Source organism: Dichotomicrobium thermohalophilum, assembly GCF_003550175.1.
Lineage (GTDB): Bacteria > Pseudomonadota > Alphaproteobacteria > Rhizobiales > Rhodomicrobiaceae > Dichotomicrobium > Dichotomicrobium thermohalophilum.
Genome location: NZ_QXDF01000002.1, coordinates 56,631 through 74,444, shown reverse-complemented (window position 1 = coordinate 74,444; position 17,814 = coordinate 56,631). Strand labels below are relative to the sequence as shown.

Annotated in this window: 16 protein-coding genes; 10 read left to right on the top strand and 6 right to left on the bottom strand. The window is 64.3% G+C overall.

All coding sequences use genetic code 11. The features are described from left to right. The first annotated feature begins 11 nt into the window (after positions 1-11). Together BXY53_RS10330 and BXY53_RS10325 are read left to right on the top strand one after the other, a co-directional pair. Entirely contained in the window at positions 12-446 is a 435-nt protein-coding gene (locus BXY53_RS10330; RefSeq protein WP_170144413.1) for a DUF423 domain-containing protein, read from the top strand. Then, complete coding sequence (locus BXY53_RS10325) at positions 439-1,005, top strand: nicotinamidase (RefSeq protein ID WP_119061923.1); 567 nt, start codon at positions 439-441, stop codon at positions 1,003-1,005. Before BXY53_RS10330 ends, BXY53_RS10325 begins: the two co-directional genes overlap by 8 nt. Here the strand turns inward: BXY53_RS10325 and BXY53_RS10320 are convergent. The 3 genes from BXY53_RS10320 to BXY53_RS10310 all read right to left on the bottom strand — a co-directional run bounded on the left by BXY53_RS10320 (position 989) and on the right by BXY53_RS10310 (position 4,079). Then, entirely contained in the window at positions 989-2,377 is a 1,389-nt protein-coding gene (locus BXY53_RS10320) for a nicotinate phosphoribosyltransferase (RefSeq protein WP_119061922.1), read from the bottom strand. The genes BXY53_RS10325 and BXY53_RS10320 overlap by 17 nt on opposite strands. Positions 2,378-2,416: 39 nt before the next feature. Further along, on the bottom strand, positions 2,417-3,388 hold the full coding sequence (locus BXY53_RS10315) for a zinc metalloprotease HtpX (protein WP_119061921.1): 972 nt from the start codon (positions 3,386-3,388) through the stop codon (positions 2,417-2,419). A gap of 82 nt (positions 3,389-3,470) precedes the next feature. Next, the gene (locus BXY53_RS10310; RefSeq protein WP_119062174.1) at positions 3,471-4,079 is read right to left on the bottom strand and encodes an LOG family protein; all 609 of its coding nucleotides are present in this window, start codon (positions 4,077-4,079) and stop codon (positions 3,471-3,473) included. Between the two features lie 262 nt (positions 4,080-4,341). On the opposite strand from BXY53_RS10310, the gene BXY53_RS10305 reads away from it, so the two are divergent. From BXY53_RS10305 to pssA, 4 genes are all read left to right on the top strand, one after another. After that, positions 4,342-5,508, top strand: a complete 1,167-nt coding sequence (locus BXY53_RS10305) for a LysM peptidoglycan-binding domain-containing protein (RefSeq protein ID WP_119061920.1) — start codon at positions 4,342-4,344, stop codon at positions 5,506-5,508. 180 nt (positions 5,509-5,688) lie between these two features. Further along, positions 5,689-7,608, top strand: a complete 1,920-nt coding sequence (locus BXY53_RS10300) for an ABCB family ABC transporter ATP-binding protein/permease (protein WP_119061919.1) — start codon at positions 5,689-5,691, stop codon at positions 7,606-7,608. 38 nt (positions 7,609-7,646) lie between these two features. Continuing rightward, entirely contained in the window at positions 7,647-8,375 is a 729-nt protein-coding gene (locus BXY53_RS10295) for a phosphatidylserine decarboxylase (protein ID WP_119061918.1), read from the top strand. Beyond that, positions 8,372-9,265 (top strand): CDP-diacylglycerol--serine O-phosphatidyltransferase, encoded by an 894-nt coding sequence (pssA, locus tag BXY53_RS10290; protein WP_119061917.1) that lies wholly within the window; start codon positions 8,372-8,374, stop codon positions 9,263-9,265. Before BXY53_RS10295 ends, pssA begins: the two co-directional genes overlap by 4 nt. 19 nt (positions 9,266-9,284) lie before the next feature. On the opposite strand, the gene BXY53_RS14025 is transcribed toward pssA, so the two are convergent. Then, positions 9,285-9,557 (bottom strand): hypothetical protein, encoded by a 273-nt coding sequence (locus tag BXY53_RS14025; RefSeq protein WP_147361548.1) that lies wholly within the window; start codon positions 9,555-9,557, stop codon positions 9,285-9,287. A 244-nt stretch (positions 9,558-9,801) separates the two neighbouring features. Between BXY53_RS14025 and BXY53_RS10285 the strand changes: the two genes are divergently transcribed. The 3 genes from BXY53_RS10285 to BXY53_RS10275 all read left to right on the top strand — a co-directional run bounded on the left by BXY53_RS10285 (position 9,802) and on the right by BXY53_RS10275 (position 13,879). Continuing rightward, positions 9,802-10,176, top strand: coding sequence for a gamma-butyrobetaine hydroxylase family protein (locus BXY53_RS10285; protein ID WP_119061916.1), 375 nt, complete (start codon positions 9,802-9,804; stop codon positions 10,174-10,176). Positions 10,177-10,331: 155 nt separating this feature from the next. Beyond that, positions 10,332-11,336: a TAXI family TRAP transporter solute-binding subunit gene (locus BXY53_RS10280; protein ID WP_119061915.1), complete on the top strand. Its 1,005-nt coding sequence runs from the start codon at positions 10,332-10,334 to the stop codon at positions 11,334-11,336. Between the two features lie 128 nt (positions 11,337-11,464). Beyond that, positions 11,465-13,879 (top strand): TRAP transporter fused permease subunit, encoded by a 2,415-nt coding sequence (locus BXY53_RS10275; RefSeq protein ID WP_119061914.1) that lies wholly within the window; start codon positions 11,465-11,467, stop codon positions 13,877-13,879. On the opposite strand, the gene BXY53_RS10270 is transcribed toward BXY53_RS10275, so the two are convergent. Both BXY53_RS10270 and BXY53_RS10265 read right to left on the bottom strand, forming a co-directional pair. Beyond that, the gene (locus BXY53_RS10270; RefSeq protein ID WP_119061913.1) at positions 13,868-14,701 is read right to left on the bottom strand and encodes a beta-keto acid cleavage family enzyme; all 834 of its coding nucleotides are present in this window, start codon (positions 14,699-14,701) and stop codon (positions 13,868-13,870) included. The genes BXY53_RS10275 and BXY53_RS10270 overlap by 12 nt on opposite strands. 9 nt (positions 14,702-14,710) lie before the next feature. Further along, positions 14,711-16,114 carry an aspartate aminotransferase family protein gene (locus BXY53_RS10265; protein ID WP_119061912.1) on the bottom strand — a complete coding sequence of 468 codons (1,404 nt, stop codon included), beginning with the start codon at positions 16,112-16,114 and terminating at the stop codon, positions 14,711-14,713. Between the two features lie 272 nt (positions 16,115-16,386). Between BXY53_RS10265 and BXY53_RS10260 the strand changes: the two genes are divergently transcribed. Continuing rightward, positions 16,387-17,745: an ATP-binding protein gene (locus BXY53_RS10260; protein WP_119061911.1), complete on the top strand. Its 1,359-nt coding sequence runs from the start codon at positions 16,387-16,389 to the stop codon at positions 17,743-17,745. Positions 17,746-17,814: the final 69 nt, after the last annotated feature.

The window sequence follows — 17,814 nt, the reverse complement described above, 5'->3', positions numbered from 1 at the left end:
AAGGGGGGCGGATGTCGTACAGGTTCTGGGTCTTTGCCGCCGCGGCGCTGGGGATGCTCGGCGTCCTCGCCGGCTCGGTCGGGGCTCACGCCCTTCTCGGCTATCCGCCCGAGGCCAAGCGTGTTTTCGATACCGCTCTGCGCTACCACATCATGCATGTGCCCGCGCTTCTTGCCGTAGCCTGGCTGGCCTCGCTCGATGCGCGGCGCAAGGCCGGAAGTGGCTGGCTGACCCAGATCGCCGGCGTGGCGTTCATCGCGGGCGTCGCGCTGTTCTCCGGGGTCTTGTACCTGCGAACCGTCTCAGGCCTGTCGATCGGCCTGCCGCTTCCCCCGATTGGCGGCCTGATGCTGATCATAGGCTGGGTGGCAATGGCGCTGGCCGCGTTCGGGTTGCCCGATTTACGCGGGCCGGCGCAAGGTGAAAGGAATCAGAGCGATGATTGATCCGCGCGAAACCCTGCGGGAGGGCGATGCCCTGCTGGTCATCGACGTGCAGAACGACTTCTGCCCCGGCGGCGCGCTGGAAATCCCCGAGGGGCACAAGATCATCCCGCCGCTGAACAAGTGGATCGCCGCGGCCAGGGAGCTTGGCGTTCCCATCTACGCGTCGCGCGACTGGCACCCGGAACGGCATCCGAGCTTTGAGCCCCATGGCGGGCCATGGCCGCCGCATTGCGTGCAGGACACAGAGGGCGCGGCGTTCCACGACGAGGTGGACGTCGGTGACGCCATCGTCGTGACCAAGGGCACACGGTTCGACAAGGACCAGTATTCCGCCTTCGACGAAACCGGGCTGGCCGAGGAACTCAGGCGCCGCGGCATCAAGCGCGTCTGGATCGGCGGGCTGGCGCAGGATGTTTGCGTGAAGGCGACGGCGATCGACGCGGCCAAGGCCGGCTTTGAGACGCATGTGCTGCCCGAGGCGACCCTGCCGGTCACGCCGGAAGGCGGCGCCGAAGCGGTCGCCGAGATGCGCAAGGCCGGCGTCACGATCGAGAGTTGATGCCCGATGTACGGCGCTCCAGCCCCTTGAGGTAGGTGCGGACCTCTTCCGTGTAGGCTTCGAGTTTGGTGCTGATCTTCACCGGGTAAGGCGGGTCGGCCGGTTGGATCGCGCGGATCTCCGGCGGCAGTGCCGCGATTTGTTCGGCGGCGTAGGTGCGGATCGCGTTCAGGTCCGTGTCGGGCTTCAGCCGCTTGCCCTCGCGCATGACGCATTCGGACAATGGGCGGCCTTCAAGGGACTCGCTGTGCAGGGCCAGCGTGTCGCGGATCGCGTGCCCCTCCGGCGACTCGTGGCGAAACACCTGCTTGAGACCGGGATATGACGCCTTGCCCGGCGACAGCTTGAGCCGCCCCTGCCCTGCGTACGCCGTCAGCTTGTAGGCGATCTCCAGAGAGGGCGCATCCTCCGATACGCCCATAGCCGTACCGACGCCAAAGCCGTCGATCGGCGCACCGGCCTCCAACAACTCGGCGATCTTGTATTCGTCCAGCCCGCCGCTGGCGAAGACGCCGACATCCTGCAGCCCGGCCTCGTCCAGCATGGCGCGGGCCTTGCGGCTCAACGCCAGAAGATCGCCGCTGTCCAGCCGGATCGCGCGCACCTGGAAATCCTCGCCGAGCTTGCGCGCCAAGTCGATCACGTTCTGGACACCCTGCACCGTGTCGTAGGTGTCGACGAGCAGCACCGTCTCGGGATAGCTGCGCGTGAAGGCGGCAAATGCTTCGGCCTCGTTGGCAAAGGCCTCGATGTAGCTGTGCGCCATGGTGCCGGAGACCTCGATGCCGTAGGCCCGGCCCGCCTCGACGTTGGAGGTCGCGTTGACCCCGGCGATATGATAGGCGCGCGCAGCTTTGATCGCCGCATCGCGCCCGTGAATGCGCCGGGCGCCGAAATCCACGACGGCCTTGCCCTTCGCAGCCTCGACGACGCGCGCGGCCTTGCTCGCAAGCAGCGTCTGGACATGGACGATATTCATCACCGCCGTCTCGACGAGCTGCGCCTGAGCGATCGGCGCCTCGACCTCAAGGAGAGGCTCGTTTTCGAAGACCGGCGTGCCCTCCGGCACGGCATAGACATTGCCCGTGAAGCGGAAATCCTTCAGCCAATCAAGGAAATCCGGCGTGAACTGCCCCAACTCGCGCAGATAGGCGATGTCCGCGTCGTCAAAGCGGAGGTTTTCAAGATAGGACAGGGCGTCGTCCAGGCCTGCGGCGAGCAGATAATTGCGGTTCTCCGGCAACTCCCGTACGAACAGCGAGAACGCCGCACGATCATGCATGTCCTCGGCATAGTAGGACTGCATCATCGTCAGCTCGTAGAGATCGGTGAACAGCGCGTCTGTGCGCGCCGGGCCGTCGGTCTCGGCCATGGATGCGCCCTCTTTCGTTCGTGGTCAGGAGCCCTGCGGTTAATACCACAGCCCGCTTATCCAATGATAACGCGGCCCTCCGAAAAAGCGTCCCAGTTCCGCAAGCTGCTCGAACGGGCTGGTCGGCAGCGGCAACGGCTCCAGATCACGCTTGTCCAGGTCGCGCAGCCGCTCGACCCGGTCTTCGGTCTTCGGATGCGAGCGCAGCAGGGACGGCGCCGGGTTCTTCCGCCCCGGCATGAAGATATTTTCCCAGAACTGGCCTTGATACCGCTCCAGCTTTATCAGCGCAGAGGCCAGCGCGTCCGGGTCGCCCGAAAGCCGCGCGCCTTCGAGATCCGCATCGTATTCCCGGGCCCGCGACAGCGCCAACTGCAGCACCGCCGAGATGGTCGGCGCAAAATAGAGCAACAGGACCGCAGACCACGGAACGGTCTTTTCGCCCATCATCACCAGCGGCAGATTGACGGCCACGAGAAATACCGCGAGATAGCTCATGAACAGCGTCAGCCGGCTGAGAATATCGGCGATGCCCATGATATACAGGTCGCCGTTGCGGACATGGCTGATCTCGTGCGCCAGCACGCCGGCCAGCTCGCGGGTCGAAAGGCGGTTCAGAAGCCCCGTCGTCACGCCGATCGAGGCGTCGTCGCGACGTCCGGTCGCAAAAGCGTTCATCATGTTGCTGGGGATGATGTAGACCTTCGGCTGCACCTCCAGCCCGGCGCGTCGCGCCAGCGCGTTGATGACCCGCATGAGCGCGCCGCCCTGGCCCGGCGGCACGCGCTGCGCATTGTACATGCGCATGATCGCTTCCGGCGCAACGCGAGGCCCAAGCAGCAGCACGATCGCCACGGACACGAACGTCCAGACGACGCCCGCACCGCCGAAAAGCAAGTACGCGCAGAGCGCCGTCAGCGCTGCAATGCCGCCGACCAGCACGATCGAGTGTAGAAGATTGCGCAGCTTCGGGGGCACATTGTCGTCAATTGCCGCAAACAGAGAAGTCATTTGGCTTGTCCCGCGTGGGGCTGGCGAAATTGCTGTCTTGGGAGATAATCAGGTTGGCACGCAGGACAAGCTGCTCGCATTCTCAAGCAAGGTGATCGAGGCTGCTCACCGCTTGGCTGGAGCCATGTGCCAGCAGGAACGGCACCACGGATGCGGCCTCCTCCAGCACGTGAAAGGCGGGTTCCAGTCCCTCGCGGATGAAGCCTTCCGCACGCATCTGCTCCATAAGATCGAGGAACTGGCGCCAGTAATCATCCGTGTTCACGATCACGACCGGTTTCTGGTGATGCGCAAGCTGCACCCAGGTGAGCTGCTCGACCAACTCCTCCAGTGTGCCAATGCCGCCGGGCAGTGCGACGAAGGCATCCGAGCGCTTGAACATCAGCATCTTGCGCTCGTGGAGGTCCCTGGTAACGACCAGCTCATTCAGATCTTCGTAGGGCTTCTCAATTGCAACCAGGCTCTCAGGGATAATCCCGGTCACCGCACCGCCATGTTCCATGACAGCGCGGGCGACCGTGCCCATCAGCCCGTTGCTGCCCCCGCCATAGGTGAGACGGATGTTGGATCCCGCCAGGTCCTTGCCCAACTGGCGGGCCGCCTCGACATAGCGCGGATTTGTTCCGCAGCCGGACCCGCAATAGACGCAGACGCTCCTGATGGTTTCGCTGAGCGCGCTTGTCTGGCTCATCCCGTTGTCTTTTTGCTGTTTCATTATCTCGCTTGCCTTTTCGCCAAGACCATCAGATGTAAAGCGCAGCACCCGCTTCGACAAGCGCCAGCCCGCGAGGACGTTGCAAGCATGGAAGGCTCTCGTTTTCGCAGAAGAAACCAAAGCTTGACAACGGGGTTTAACAAGCGGGTGCTTTTGTGAACGCTTTGCGCTAACCTATGGGCTAGCGCGAGTTTCCGGGTCGCCGTGACGAGGGCGACCAATTTTAACGGGATGCGCCATGGATTGGTTTGGACGCGTATTGCTTTTGGCCCTGCTGGTCGCTGCGGGCATCGCGACATGGGCGTTGTTCGATGGCGAGAGTTGGTGGCGCTCGCAGACGGGCGAGCTTGCGGTCGAAACGGCTGGGCCGACCGTTGAAAGTCCCCTGCCAACAGAGCGGAATACGCAAAAGCAGCCCGAAGCTGCCGATAAAGGGCCCTCGCGGCCGGCTTTCGACATCGTGCGTGTGGAGGATTCCGGCGAGGTGGTGATCGCGGGCGTCGCGCCGGCGGGCTGGACCGTACGCGTGGAGACGCCGGAGCGCGTGATCGGCAAGGTGAAGGCCGGCTTCGACGGCTCCTGGGTACTGCTCCCCGAAGCGCCGCTGCCTGCCGGCGATCATTCCCTTAGCGTAACCGCGCTTGCGCCGGATGGCTCCGAGACGGTCAGGGGCGCCGAGCGCGTCGCCGTTTCCGTGTCGCCGGAGAGTGCGCCAGCCGTCGTGGCGCTGTCGCAGGATAACCAGCCGACGCGGATACTGCAGTCCGGCCAGCCCGTTGCGATCGCCACGGAAAGCCTGAAATCTGCGGAACAGCGGACGATCACGTTTTCTGCCGTCGACTACGAGGACAAGCAACAGACCGGCCGGCTCTATCTGAGCGGCACGGCCGCGCCGGGCGCGCGGATCGCGCTTTATCTCGATAACCGCTTCATCGGCTCGACCCAGGCCGAGGTGGACGGGTCCTGGGCGTTTGCGCTGACCGATATTCTCGATGGGGGACAGCACTTGCTGCGCGCTGATCACGTCGATCTCGACCGCGGCGACGTTCTGTCGCGCGCCGAGGTCCGCTTCAATCCGGAGGCAGTGACCGTCGCTTCAGTGCAGGGCGGCGAAACTCGCATGGCACGCTCGACCGAGGACAGCATCGCGCAGGAGCAACGGCTGAGCAAACCGATCGACGAGGGAGAGGCCACACCGGCGGAAACGGCATCTGCTGACGCTAGGCAGCCGAAAGAGCCTCGTAAAAGCGCAATCATTGTCAAGCGCGGCGACACGCTCTGGCATATCGCCGAGGAGCATTACGGCAGCGGCGTACGCTACACCAAAATCTTCCGCAACAACCGCGAGCAGATCCGCAATCCGCACCGGATCTATCCGGGCCAGCACTTCGAGCTACCCCGCTAGCTTCGCCTCGCGCGCCCCGACCCGGTTTGCGTAAGCCGGGCACGTCCTCTATATCTGTTTTGAATTGTTCAAAACGGGACAGGGCTTGATCACTCGCCGCGCGCGACGTCGCGCTAGCGCCGCTTATTTGCTCATGACCTGACCTTCGCGGCCGGCGATGCGGCCCCACGGGATTTCAGTTTGAGGAGTTTCGCCCAAAAATCCCCCGCACCGACGGGTGAGGAGCTGCTTTCCGAGCGCAGCAGCCACTGGTCCGTGTTGCGGGCACTTGCACCCTATGTCTGGCCCGATGACCGCCCTGATCTCCGCTTGCGCGTGGTGCTGGCGGTTATCGCGCTGGTGCTCGCCAAGGTCATTACCGTCACCACACCGCTGGCCTACAAGGCGGCAGTCGACTGGCTCACGGGCAACGCCAGCGGCGAAGACGCCGTAAGCGCCAGCACCCTGGCTTACCTGCCGATCGTCCTGATCCTCGCTTACGGCGCCGGGCGGGTGCTGATGATCGGCTTCAATCAGCTCCGCGACGTTCTCTTCACCCGCGTCGGCCAGAACGCCGTGCGCGCGCTGTCAAACCAGGTCTTCCGGCATCTGCATCGCATGTCCCTGCGCTTTCATCTTGAGCGGCGCACGGGGGGCCTGAGCCGCGTGATCGAGCGCGGGAAGTCGGCGGTCGAACTCATCATCCGCATGGGCGTGCTCAACTCCGTGCCAACAGTCCTGGAGCTGACGCTCGTCTGCGGCATGCTCACCTACTATTTCGGCCCGGAATATGCGCTGGTCATCCTGATGACCGTGGCGGTCTACATACTCTTCACTTTCAAGGCCAGCGAATGGCGCATGGCGATCCGCCGCGAGCTGAACGCCTCCGACAACGACGCGAGCACCAAGGCGATCGACAGCCTGCTGAACTACGAGACCGTCAAATATTTCGGAAACGAGGGCTGGGAATCACGGCGCTTTGACACCTCGATGGCGCGGTATGAAAATGCGGCGATCCGCACCTATTACACGCTCGGCCTGCTCAATGCAGGCCAGGCGTTGATTTTCAGCATTGGGCTGACGGTGTGCATGCTGATGTCGGCGAATGGCGTCGCGGCCGGGACGCAGACGGTCGGCGATTTCGTGCTCATCAACTCGCTGCTGATCCAGCTCTACATTCCGCTCAACTTCATGGGCATGGTCTACCGGGAGATCAAACAGGGGCTGGTGGACATCGAGACAATGTTCGCGCTGCTGGAAAAGGACCCGGAGATCACCGACAAGCCCGGCGCAAAACCGCTCGTTGTGGAGGACGGCACGATCCGCTTCGAAGACGTCGAATTCTCCTATGACGGTAAGCGCCCTACTCTGCGCGGCGTGGACTTCACCGTGCCGGCCGGGGAGATGGTTGCCATCGTCGGCCCCACTGGCGCGGGCAAGTCGACCATCTCGCGGCTGTTGTTCCGTTTCTACGACGTGAGCGGCGGTCGTATCCTCATCGACGGGCAGGACATCCGCAACGTGACGCAGGAGAGCTTGCGCGCGGCGATCGGCATCGTCCCGCAGGACACGGTCCTGTTCAACGACACCATCGAATACAACATCCGCTACGGCCGGCCGGACGCTACCGACGAGGAAGTCCGGGAGGCCGCGCGCATGGCGCAGATCGACGGGTTCATTCGCGACTTGCCTGATGGCTACCAGTCGATGGTCGGCGAGCGCGGCCTCAAGCTTTCGGGCGGCGAAAAGCAGCGCGTGGCCATCGCCCGCACGATCCTGAAAAGCCCGCCGATCCTGATGCTGGACGAGGCGACCTCCGCGCTCGACAGCCACACGGAAAAGGAAATCCAGGACGCCTTCGACCGGGTCGCCGAAAACCGCACCACGCTGGTGATCGCGCATCGCCTCTCAACGATCGTTCACGCCGATAACATCATCGTGCTGGATAATGGGCGAATCGTTGAGCAGGGGCGTCATACGGACCTGCTGGCGCGGGATGGCCTCTACGCCAGCATGTGGCGTCGCCAGCGCGAGGCCGAGGCAGCCCGCGAGCGCCTCGCCGAGGTGGGCGAGGACGGCGATCAGGTCGTGCCGTCGTTTTACAGCGAGCCGGCCGAATAGCGCCCGCGGGAGCCACCGGCACGGAAAGGACAACAAAAATGAGCGACTCCAAGCCATCACACAAATCTATTTGGGACTCCGTCGTCGGTGCGTTCGACCCGATCCACCGCGAGGGCTACAAGTTCATCATCATCAGCGCGCTCGCGACGCTGGTGCTGTTCCTGATCTGGCCGCCGCTGGGCTGGATCGCACTGATCGTCACGCTGGCGATGGCCTATTTCTTCCGCGACCCATCGCGCGCCACGCCGGTGGCCGACAACCTTTTGATCGCCCCGGCAGACGGCAAGCTGATCGCGATTCGCCGCCGCCCGCCTCCCCCGGAGCTTAGCGCGCTGGGCGAAGCGCCAATGACCGTGTTTTCGACCTTCCTGTCCCTTTTCAACGTTCACGTGGTGCGCGCCCCGGTGAGCGGCAGAGTGATTTCCTCGCGCCACGAGCCGGGCCTTTTCCTGAACGCGGAGTCGGAGGAAGCCTCGGAGCAGAACGAGCGCCAAGCCATGGTGATCGAGCGGCCGGACGGTGAGCGCATCGGCGTCGTGCTGATCGCCGGCTATGTCGCGCGGCGGATTGTGCCGTTCGTGAAGGAAGGCGACACCCTGAGCGCGGGCCAGCGCATCGGCATCATCCGCTTCGGTAGCCGGGTTGACGTCTATGCCCCTGGCGAGCGCAAGATGATGGTCGGCGAGAACCAGCGCATGGTGGGCGGCGAGACGGTCCTGACGGACCTGGCCGGCATGCCTTCTGGCTATGAGGTGCGGGTGCGTTGAGCGACGGCGCGGACAAGGGGAACGGCAGGGATCGCGCAGGCAGGCGTCGCGTCTTTCTCAAGCGCGGCACGCAGGTGCCCGTTCGGGCGCTGATCCCCAATCTCGTGACCCTTCTGGCCCTGTGTGCGGGGCTGACAGCGATCCGCATGGCGATCGACGCACGCTATGAGCTTGCCATCGCAGCGATCCTCTTGGCGGCCGTGCTCGACGCGCTGGATGGCCGGCTGGCCCGAATGCTCAAGGCCACCTCGCGTTTTGGCGCGGAACTGGACAGCCTCGCGGATTTCGTCAATTTCGGGGTCGCGCCCGCGGTGATCCTCTATGTCTGGGCGTTCGTGTCGGTGCCGAGCCTGGGTTGGCTGGCGGCACTGGTCTTCGCGCTGTGTACGGCGCTACGCCTGGCCCGCTTCAATACCGAGCTGGATGAGGTGCGACCGCGATGGCGGGCAGCCTATTCCACCGGCGTGCCTGCACCGGCCGGGGCGATTGTCGTGCTGCTGCCGTTCTACGCGGCGGGGATCGGGGCGCCTGAAGGCCCCGTTCTCACCGCCTTCGCCTTCCTGCATACCTGCATCATGGCTGGGTTGCTGGTCAGCTGGCAGCCAACCTTTTCGGGAAAATCGGCGGGCCGCAACATTGACCGCAAATATGTCCTGCCGCTGTTCGCGGTCGCAGCAACCTTCGCCGCGGTCCTTGCCACTTATCCGTATCTGAGCCTGCTGGCCGGTTCGCTCGCCTATCTGGTGTCGATCCCGATTGCCGGGCGCCGGTTCGCCGCGCGGCAAGAGTCGGAAACCGCGTCTGAGACACCCTCAGCTGTGCCTGGCGAGCCTGCTACGACGACCGCACCCAGCGAAATCCGGGCTGACGACCCAGCCCGACCGCACTAGCACGGTGGCAGCACCCGGCTCAGTCCAGCTCGCGGCGCAGGCGCGCCAGTCCGCGATCCAGCAGTCTGTGCCGGATAGTACGGGCGCTGGGCAGGGACATCTGGAAATTGCTGGCAAGAAGCTCTACCTGACCGCGGGGCGTGATCCGCACGGTCATGGCCTCGCGGCAGGCCAGCCCGTAATTCAAGAGTTTCGCGGAGTGATCGTCTGGCAATTCGGCCGTCAGACAGGGACGGGTCGAGATCTTGCGAAGTGAAGACGCTTCTGACGCGGACAAACGGATCGGCGGCATGACTCACCACTCTGAACAGTTGCACAGGTACTGATGTTTTCCTTACGCATGGCCCGTACGCTTGAACCTGAACCCGAGCGATGGATACCATTCCGCGGTTAACAGGATTACCTGTTCCGCACAATCTGGAAGGCGGCAACTGTGAATATCTTGACCGGTTGAACGCCTATTTTCGGTTGTAGAGTGACGCTCCTGCAACAGTGCCCCAGGATCTCCCACAGAACGCAGGCAAAAGGACGTTTCAATGAACCAACAGGACCAGAGCGCGACGGTGCACCCGGAAGAGATCCGGCTGAACCCCGACAAGGATCAGCTCACGGTCACCTTCCCCGACGCTACCTACACGCTGACCGCAGAGATGCTGCGCGTAACAAGCCCAAGCGCCGAGGTGCAGGGCCACAGCCCATCCGAACGCGTCACGGTCGGAGGCAAACGCGACGTGAAAATCACGCGGATCGAGCCGGTCGGCAACTATGCCGTGAAGCTGGTTTTCAGCGACGGGCACGACACCGGAATCTTCTCCTGGAGCTATCTCCGCAAGCTCGGCGTGGAGCGCGACGAGATTTGGCAGCAGTACCTGAACGAGTTGGCGGAAAAGGGTTTAAGCCGGGACAAATGAATTGCGATGCGCGAAAGCGGGCCATAAGGTGTTGACCGCCCAAGCACGTTCGGGCGTTCTCCGCGCCCGCTAAAGCGGGTCCGTTTGAGACCGCGATGGGCACTTTCAGTTCACATGGAACCCGATTCCAGCATTTTTCGGAGGAGTGATACGCCATGACCTTTAAGTCTCTCGCTAGGACGTTGTCTGTGGCCGGCGCGCTGACGGCCGCCGCAGCCCTCTCGCTGACGGGCGCTGCAAACGCGCAGCAGCAGTTCATCGCCATCGGCACCGGCGGCCCGACCGGCGTGTATTTCGTCGTCGGCAACGCGATCTGCCGGATGGTTCACAAGGAAGCCGCAGAGGGTCGTGAAGCCGGCCGCAAGCACGGGCTGCGCTGCGCTGCACCGTCGACTGCGGGTTCGATCTACAACATCAACTCGATCCGCCAGGGCGAGCTGGAGTTCGGCGTCGCTCAGTCTGACTGGCAGTATCACGCCTTTAACGGCACCAGCCGTTTCGAAGAGAACCCGTATCCGGAACTGCGTGCGGTGTTCTCCGTGCATCCGGAGCCGTTCCAGATCCTGGCTGCGCAGGACAGCGGCATCGAAAGCTGGGAAGACCTGGAAGGCAAGCGCGTCAACATCGGCAACCCGGGCTCGGGCCAGCGCGGCACGTTTGAAGTGCTGATGGAAGCGCATGGGATCGACGAGTCGTGGTTCGGTCAGACCACCGAACTGACCTCGACCGAGCAGTCCGGCGCGCTCTGCGACGGCAACATCGACGCCTACGGCTACACGGTCGGCGTGCCGAACGCGGGCGTGGCCCAGGCGGCTGACGGCTGCGGCGCCTACATCATCGACCTGCAGACCGACGCCGTGAAGAAGCTGGTGGACGAAAACCCGTTCTACGCCTTCACGACGATCCCGAAGGACACCTACTCCTCGATGAAGAAGGACGCGACCACCTTCGGCGTGATGGCGACCTTCGTGACCAGCGCCGACGTGCCGGAAGATGTGGTCTACGAGGTGACCCGCGCGGTGTTCGAGAACCTGGAGGATTTCAAGAAGCTGCACCCGGCTTTCGCCAACCTGACGCCGGAGCAGATGATCTCCAAGGGTATTTCCGCGGACATCCATCCGGGCGCCATGAAGTACTACAAGGAAAAGGGCTGGATGTAAGATCCGCCTGATTCCCGAATGAACAAGGAGATGGGGGATCAACGGACGGCGCCCGCCGCCCGCCCCCTCTCCAGCTTTTCGCTCTCCTCTTTACGTACTTTCAGAGCAGCGCAAGCACGGAGCAGCAGATGAGCGACGACAGCGGCAAACCGTCCCCGTCGGCGCCCGCGGCCAACGATACCGACAACATGGCTGAGGAGATGCTGCGCCAGGACACCGGTCAGGTCACAATGGCCGGCACCTGGGCCTGGGTATTCTCCGGTATCGCGCTCGCCTGGTCGCTGTTCCAGCTCTGGATCGCCTCCCCGTTGCCGTTCATGCTGCAGTTCGGCCTGATCGACGGCGTCGAGGCCCGTGCGCTGCATCTCACCTTCGCGCTCGTCCTGTGCTTCCTCGCCTTCGGCGCCGTCCGCAAGTCCGGCATCCGCGCGCCGAGCTGGCTGGACATCGGCCTCGCCTTCGCCGGCGGATTTACGGCGTCCTATCTCTACTGGAATTACGACAGCCTGGCGCAGCGCGCCGGCATCCTGCTCGAATACGACGTTTACGGCCTTACCATTCCTGTAGAGGTCATCCTCGGAACCGTCGGCATCCTGGTGTTGCTGGAAGCAATCCGCCGCGCCATCGGTCTGCCGCTGGTCATCGTCGCAATCGTGTTTCTAGTCTACTCGCTGTTCGGCCAGTCGATGCCGGACCTGATCGCGCATCGCGGCCTCTCGCTGGAGCGGCTGGTCGGCTATCAGTGGCTGACAGGCGAGGGGATCTTCGGCATCCCGATCGACGTCACGACGCGCTTCGTCTTCCTGTTCGTGCTGTTCGGCGCGCTGCTGGACCGCGCCGGCGCCGGGCAATACTTTATCGACCTGGCCTTCGCGCTCGTCGGACGCTATCGCGGTGGGCCCGCCAAGGCATCGGTGCTCGCCTCCGGCATGACCGGCATGATCTCGGGCTCGTCCATCGCCAACACGGTGACGACCGGCACCTTCACCATCCCGGTGATGAAACGCACCGGCATGCCCGCCCGAAAGGCTGGCGCGATCGAGGTCGCGGCCTCGACCGACGGGCAGATCATGCCGCCGATCATGGGCGCGGCGGCCTTCGTCATGGCCGAGTTCATCGGCATCTCGTATTTCGACGTGGTCATCCACGCCTTCCTGCCAGCGATCCTGTCCTATATCGGTCTTTTCTATATCGTCCACCTTGAGGCGACAAAGCTGAAGCTGCGGCCGTTGCCGGCAGCGGAAATCCCGCAAGCGGGGCGTATCTTCTGGCGGGGCGCCCACTTCCTCCTGCCGATCGCCCTGCTCGTCTACCTGCTGATGGTCGAACGGATGACGACCGGAACGGCGATCTTCTACTCGACGATCTTCCTGATGGCGGTGATCGTCGCGCAGGAAGTCCAGCGCACCGTGAGCGGGGGCTCCGGGCTCTTGAGCGGCATAGCCGACGGCTTCTGGATCGTGGTCGCCGGACTGATCCAGGGCGCAAAGAACATGATCTCGGTCGCCATCGCGGTCGCGGGCGCGGGCATCATCGTCGGCGCGGTCGGCTCCACCGGGCTGAACAACGCGCTCATCGGCGTCGTCGAGGCGATCGCGGGCGGCAATGTCTACATCCTGCTGGCAATGACGGCCGTGCTCTGCCTGATCCTCGGCATGGGCCTGCCGACGACGGCGAACTACCTCGTCGTCGCCTCGCTGATGGCGCCGGTGCTGGTGGAACTGGGCAGCGCGGCCGGACTGGTTCTGCCGCTGATTGCCGTGCACCTGTTCGTGTTCTACTTCGGGCTAATGGCGGACGTCACGCCTCCCGTGGGCCTTGCCGCCTATGCTGCCTCGGCCATCTCGCGTGCCGACCCCATCAAGACCGGGGTGCAGGCCTTTATCTATTCGATCCGCACGGCAATCTTGCCGTTCATCTTCATCTTCAACCAGACGCTGATCATGGTGGGGATCGAGAGCATTCCATACGCGATCATGATCATCGCGGTCTCGCTGATCGCCATGCTCTGCTTCACCTCCATCACCTTCCGCTTCATGTTCGTCAAGCTGAACTGGCTGGAGATAATCGCGCTGGCGCTGATCGTTGTCGCGCTGTTCCGGCCCGGCTTCTTCATGGACCGCATCTATCCGCCCTATGAGCCGCTGACCGTCCAGGAACTGAGCGAGGGCGTGAAGGCTGACCAGGTGCGCCTGCACGTCACCCGCGAGACGCCCTACGGCGATCGCTTCCGGCTCTACGTCTTCCAGCGTGAGGGTGACGCACCGCTGACCTGGAGCGCGCTGGGCATGAGCGTCGAGCAGACCGAAGACGGGAATATCCGCGTAACAGATCCGGGCTTTATGAGCCGCGCCGAGAACGCGGGCGTGGAGATCGGCGATATCATCACGCGGGCCGATCGCAGCGTTGCGGGCCAGCCGGCGAAGGAACTGATGTTCATTCCCGCACTGCTGCTTCTGGCACTGGTTGTGGCTTGGCAGCGGCGCCGGCTCCGGGCGCAGGCACACACGGGCGAAGCGCCGGCTGCCGCTTCAGCAGAGTAGCTGAGCGCGAAGCGCAGCCGCATCGGCTGGCGCCATGACGCCCCTGCCGCTCTCGCGTGCCGCCTCGGCGGCCAGGGCCACCAGCGCGGCATTCGACTCCGCCACGCCTCCGTCCGGCAGCCAGAGATTGTTCTCGAAGCCCACGCGCACATGCCCACCCGCGGCGATCGCGGCCTCGGCGCAAGCGTGTTCCTGAGGCCCGAATGCGCAGGTCATCCAGGTGGTCGGAACGCTGCCGAGCGCCTCGAGAAACGGCGGCAGGTCGTCCGGCGTCGCAACCTGCCGCTCGCTGTACCGGCCAAGCACGAAAAGCAGGAACGGCTCGATAAACGGGATGTCGCCGTCGGCATGAAGGCGCAAAAGCGTCTCCACCTCTTCCGGGCGGTAGAGGATGAACTGCGGCCAGACCGCATGCGCCTGCATCCATTCGCACAGCTCGCGAAAGCGCGTCCGCGCCGGACCGTCTGTCGGATCTGGCAACAGCTCGCTCACCGCGATCGACACGACCGCGGGGCACAGCGTCTTGATGAGCGCGATTTGCGCCTCCGGCGTGTATCGTCCGGCGGCCTCGGTCGTTGCCTGGACGAAGAAATCCGGCCCGGTGCACTCGGCAATCCGCGCAATCACCCGCTCGTAGAGTTCGACATCGAGCGCGTGCTGGCCATAGCCGTCGCGTACGTGAACGTGCGCCATCGCCGCGCCGGCGCCCGCGCAGGCCGCGACATCCTCCGCGATCTCCGCGACGGATATCGGCAACGCGGGATGATCCGCCTTCGTGCGCCGCGCGCCATTAACGGCGGCCATGATAAGCGTTTTCGCCATCCGTTGCTCTCAGCTTTGCGCTTCCGCAGCCGGGGTGGTCTGCGCGAGGCTTTCTTCGATGCTGCGGCCCAAACGCTCGACCAGCAGCGTGAGTTCATCCTCGCTGATGTTGAACGGCGGCGCCAGCAGAACGTGATCGCCCGAAACGCCATCCGCCGTGCCGGAAGCCGGATAGCAGATCAGGCCGTTTTCCATCGCCACATCCTTCAGGGTCGCGGCGAATTTGCGGCGCGGGTTCAGAGGCGTCTTGCTCTCGCGATCCGCGACAAATTCCATCGCCAGGAACAGCCCCCGCCCCCGAATATCGCCGACATTCGGGTGATCGCCGAGACGCTCGCTCAGCATAGTGCGCAGCCGCGCTCCCGACGCACGCACGCGCGGCAACAGGTCCTCGTCTTCGATCACTCTTTGCACGGCCAGCGCCCCGGCGCAGGCGGCTGCGTGCGCCATGTAGGTGTGGCCATGCGCCAGCGCGCCACTGCCCTTGGTGATGGTCTGGACGTGCTCGTCACGCGCAAGCATCGCGCCAATCGGTTGATAGCCCGCGCCGATCCCTTTCGCCACGGCGATGAAGTCCGGCGAGACGTCGTCTTCTGCGCAGGCAAACAGATGCCCCGTGCGGCCCATCCCCGACATGACCTCATCAAGGATCAGGAAGACACCGTACTTGTCGCAGATACGCCGGATATGCGCGAGATAGCCCGGCGCAGGCGGGGCCGCGCCGATGGTCGAGCCGGACACCGTTTCCGCGACAAACGCGGCGACCTGCTCGGGGCCAATGCGCAGGATTTCCGCCTCAAGCTCCGCCGCCGCACGCAGACCGTAGACTTCCGCCGTTTCGTCCGGCCGCTGATGGCGATAGGCATAGCATGGCGCGATATGGCTGACCGGGAACCGGCCGATGAGCCCCTCGTAAGGCGCGCGTCGCGCGGGATGATGGCCCAGGGCGAGCGCGCCCAGCGTGTTCCCGTGGTAGGACTGCCGCCGCGCGATGAAATGCACGCGCCCGGTATCGCCGCGCTCGTAATGCACCTGACGCGCGAGCTTGACCGCCGCCTCGACAGCCTCGGACCCGCCGGAGACAAACATCACCCTGCCAAAGCCCAGAGGAGCGCGCCGGACCAGCCAGTCGCCGAGTTCCTCGGCCGCGTCGGAGGTGAAGAACGCGCTGTGCGCATAGGCGAGCGTGTCGAGCTGGGCCTTGATCGCGTCGATCACACGAGGATGCCTGTGCCCGAGCGCGCAGACCGCCGCGCCGCCAGAGGCGTCGAGATAATCCTTTCCGCTGGCGTCATAGAGAAAAGCGCCCTGTGCCGAGACAGCGCGTGGATAAGTCTTGTTGAGCTGGCGGTGCAGGACAGAGGTGGATGCGGAGCGGGCAAGGGCCGCCTGACTGGGCCGAGGGGAAACCATTTGAAATCAAGCCCCTTTTGCTCTTAATCGGTGGCTTGTGCAGGCCGCGCCTGCGCCTTTTTTAGACATGACCACTGTGATCTCGCGAATCCAGTGAGCTTTGTGCAGAGCTGCCGCCCGGCTTCGGCATGCCCGGTGCCTTTGGCGCTTTGGCGAATCTGTCGCATTTCCATGTTACAAGTGGAGCGAATTGCGAATCGTGCCCCCCCCTGCACGCGGTCGAACCTGTCTGATCCGCGCATCGTGCAGCCGGTGGCAAGAGAGGACAACAAATGTCGGTCGATGGCCAGACCCAGCGACCAGAAGATGAGACTCCGCGAATCCTGCGCCGGTTGAAGCGCTGGCGGCGGCGCCTGTACCTGCGGCGCTGGCTCGTCGCGGTCGTGGGTTTGATCACGCTGATCTACGCGGTGTTTTTTGGTCTGAACCCGCTCATCGGGCTGACCGGCGTGGCCGCCGTGGCGTTTGCCGCGGGCGCCCTGCCCCGCGAAGGCATCCTGAAGCCCCGGCCCGCGCGGGACCGTGATCGGGACCGCGTGGTCGACCCGCTGGATGCTATCGGTCGCCTCATCGACGGGTTGCCAGAGCCCGCGATGGTCCTGTCGCGGCAGGGAGTCGTTCTGCGCTTCAACACGCAAGCGGCGCAGGCCTACACCGCCCTGAACAGCGGCTTACCCGTCTCCTCTGCTGTCCGGCACCCGCAACTCCTCGATGCGATCGACAGCGCCGCGAGCCATCACCGTCATCAAGTTGTGTCGATCAACGAGGTGGTGCCCGTCGAACGCTGGCTCTCCGCCACGGTGAGCTGGATCGGCCCGCCGGCGGCCGGCCCGAACGACCCGGCGATTTTCGTGTTCCTCCGCGACCTGACCGAGCAGGAACGCATCGGCCAGATGCGCGCGGATTTCGTCGCCAATGCCAGCCATGAGCTGAAGACCCCGCTGGCCTCCGTGCTCGGCTTCATTGAAACGCTGCGGGGTCCTGCGCGCGAGGACGAGAAGGCGCGCGAAGAGTTTCTCGGCGTCATGGCGCGCGAGGCGGAACGCATGAAACGCGTCATCAATGACTTGCTCTCGCTCAGCCGCGTGGAGATGAAGGCTCATCTGCGCCCCACCGATCCGGTGGAGATCAACGAGGTGCTGGACTACGTGCGCGGCTCGCTGGAGCGGCTGGCCGCAGAGCGCGGAATCAGCATCGATCTGCAACCACTCGACGGGCCGGCCTATGTGCCTGGTGAGCGCGAAGGGCTGATCCAGGTCTTCGAGAACCTTGTGAATAACGCGATCAAATACGGGCGCGAGGGCGGTTTCGTCCGCATCGTTGCGGGGCGCGAGGGCGGCAAGGAGCCCATGCTGAGCGTGGCGGTCATCGACAATGGACCGGGCATCTCCGAAGAGCATCTTCCACGGCTGACGGAGCGCTTTTACCGCGTGAACGTGGCGGACAGCCGGGATCGCGGCGGCACGGGACTGGGGCTTTCCATCGTCAAGCACGTGCTCAACCGCCATCGGGGGCAATTGCGCATCGCCTCGAAACCCGGGGAAGGCTCGCGCTTCACGGTGTTGCTGCCCGAGCACGAGCAGGCGAGCGCCGAAACGCAAGACGCCGGCTCGCTGCCAGAGCGGGTGTAGTCATCTCGCGGAAGAAAAACGAAATTCCGCAAGGCGTCGACGGACAAATACCCGGTTTGCGCGGATGAA

Coding starts and splice junctions, on each gene's coding strand:
- BXY53_RS10325 (WP_119061923.1), top strand. CDS start 439: ATGATTGATCCGCGCGAAACCCTGCGGGAGGGCGATGCCCTGCTGGTC.
- BXY53_RS10315 (WP_119061921.1), bottom strand. CDS start 3,388: ATGACTTCTCTGTTTGCGGCAATTGACGACAATGTGCCCCCGAAGCTG.
- BXY53_RS10270 (WP_119061913.1), bottom strand. CDS start 14,701: ATGGCGAAAACGCTTATCATGGCCGCCGTTAATGGCGCGCGGCGCACG.
- BXY53_RS10265 (WP_119061912.1), bottom strand. CDS start 16,114: ATGGTTTCCCCTCGGCCCAGTCAGGCGGCCCTTGCCCGCTCCGCATCC.
- BXY53_RS10320 (WP_119061922.1), bottom strand. CDS start 2,377: ATGGCCGAGACCGACGGCCCGGCGCGCACAGACGCGCTGTTCACCGAT.
- BXY53_RS10275 (WP_119061914.1), top strand. CDS start 11,465: ATGAGCGACGACAGCGGCAAACCGTCCCCGTCGGCGCCCGCGGCCAAC.
- BXY53_RS10330 (WP_170144413.1), top strand. CDS start 12: ATGTCGTACAGGTTCTGGGTCTTTGCCGCCGCGGCGCTGGGGATGCTC.
- BXY53_RS10280 (WP_119061915.1), top strand. CDS start 10,332: ATGACCTTTAAGTCTCTCGCTAGGACGTTGTCTGTGGCCGGCGCGCTG.
- BXY53_RS10310 (WP_119062174.1), bottom strand. CDS start 4,079: ATGAGCCAGACAAGCGCGCTCAGCGAAACCATCAGGAGCGTCTGCGTC.
- BXY53_RS14025 (WP_147361548.1), bottom strand. CDS start 9,557: ATGCCGCCGATCCGTTTGTCCGCGTCAGAAGCGTCTTCACTTCGCAAG.
- BXY53_RS10305 (WP_119061920.1), top strand. CDS start 4,342: ATGGATTGGTTTGGACGCGTATTGCTTTTGGCCCTGCTGGTCGCTGCG.
- BXY53_RS10260 (WP_119061911.1), top strand. CDS start 16,387: ATGTCGGTCGATGGCCAGACCCAGCGACCAGAAGATGAGACTCCGCGA.
- BXY53_RS10285 (WP_119061916.1), top strand. CDS start 9,802: ATGAACCAACAGGACCAGAGCGCGACGGTGCACCCGGAAGAGATCCGG.
- BXY53_RS10295 (WP_119061918.1), top strand. CDS start 7,647: ATGAGCGACTCCAAGCCATCACACAAATCTATTTGGGACTCCGTCGTC.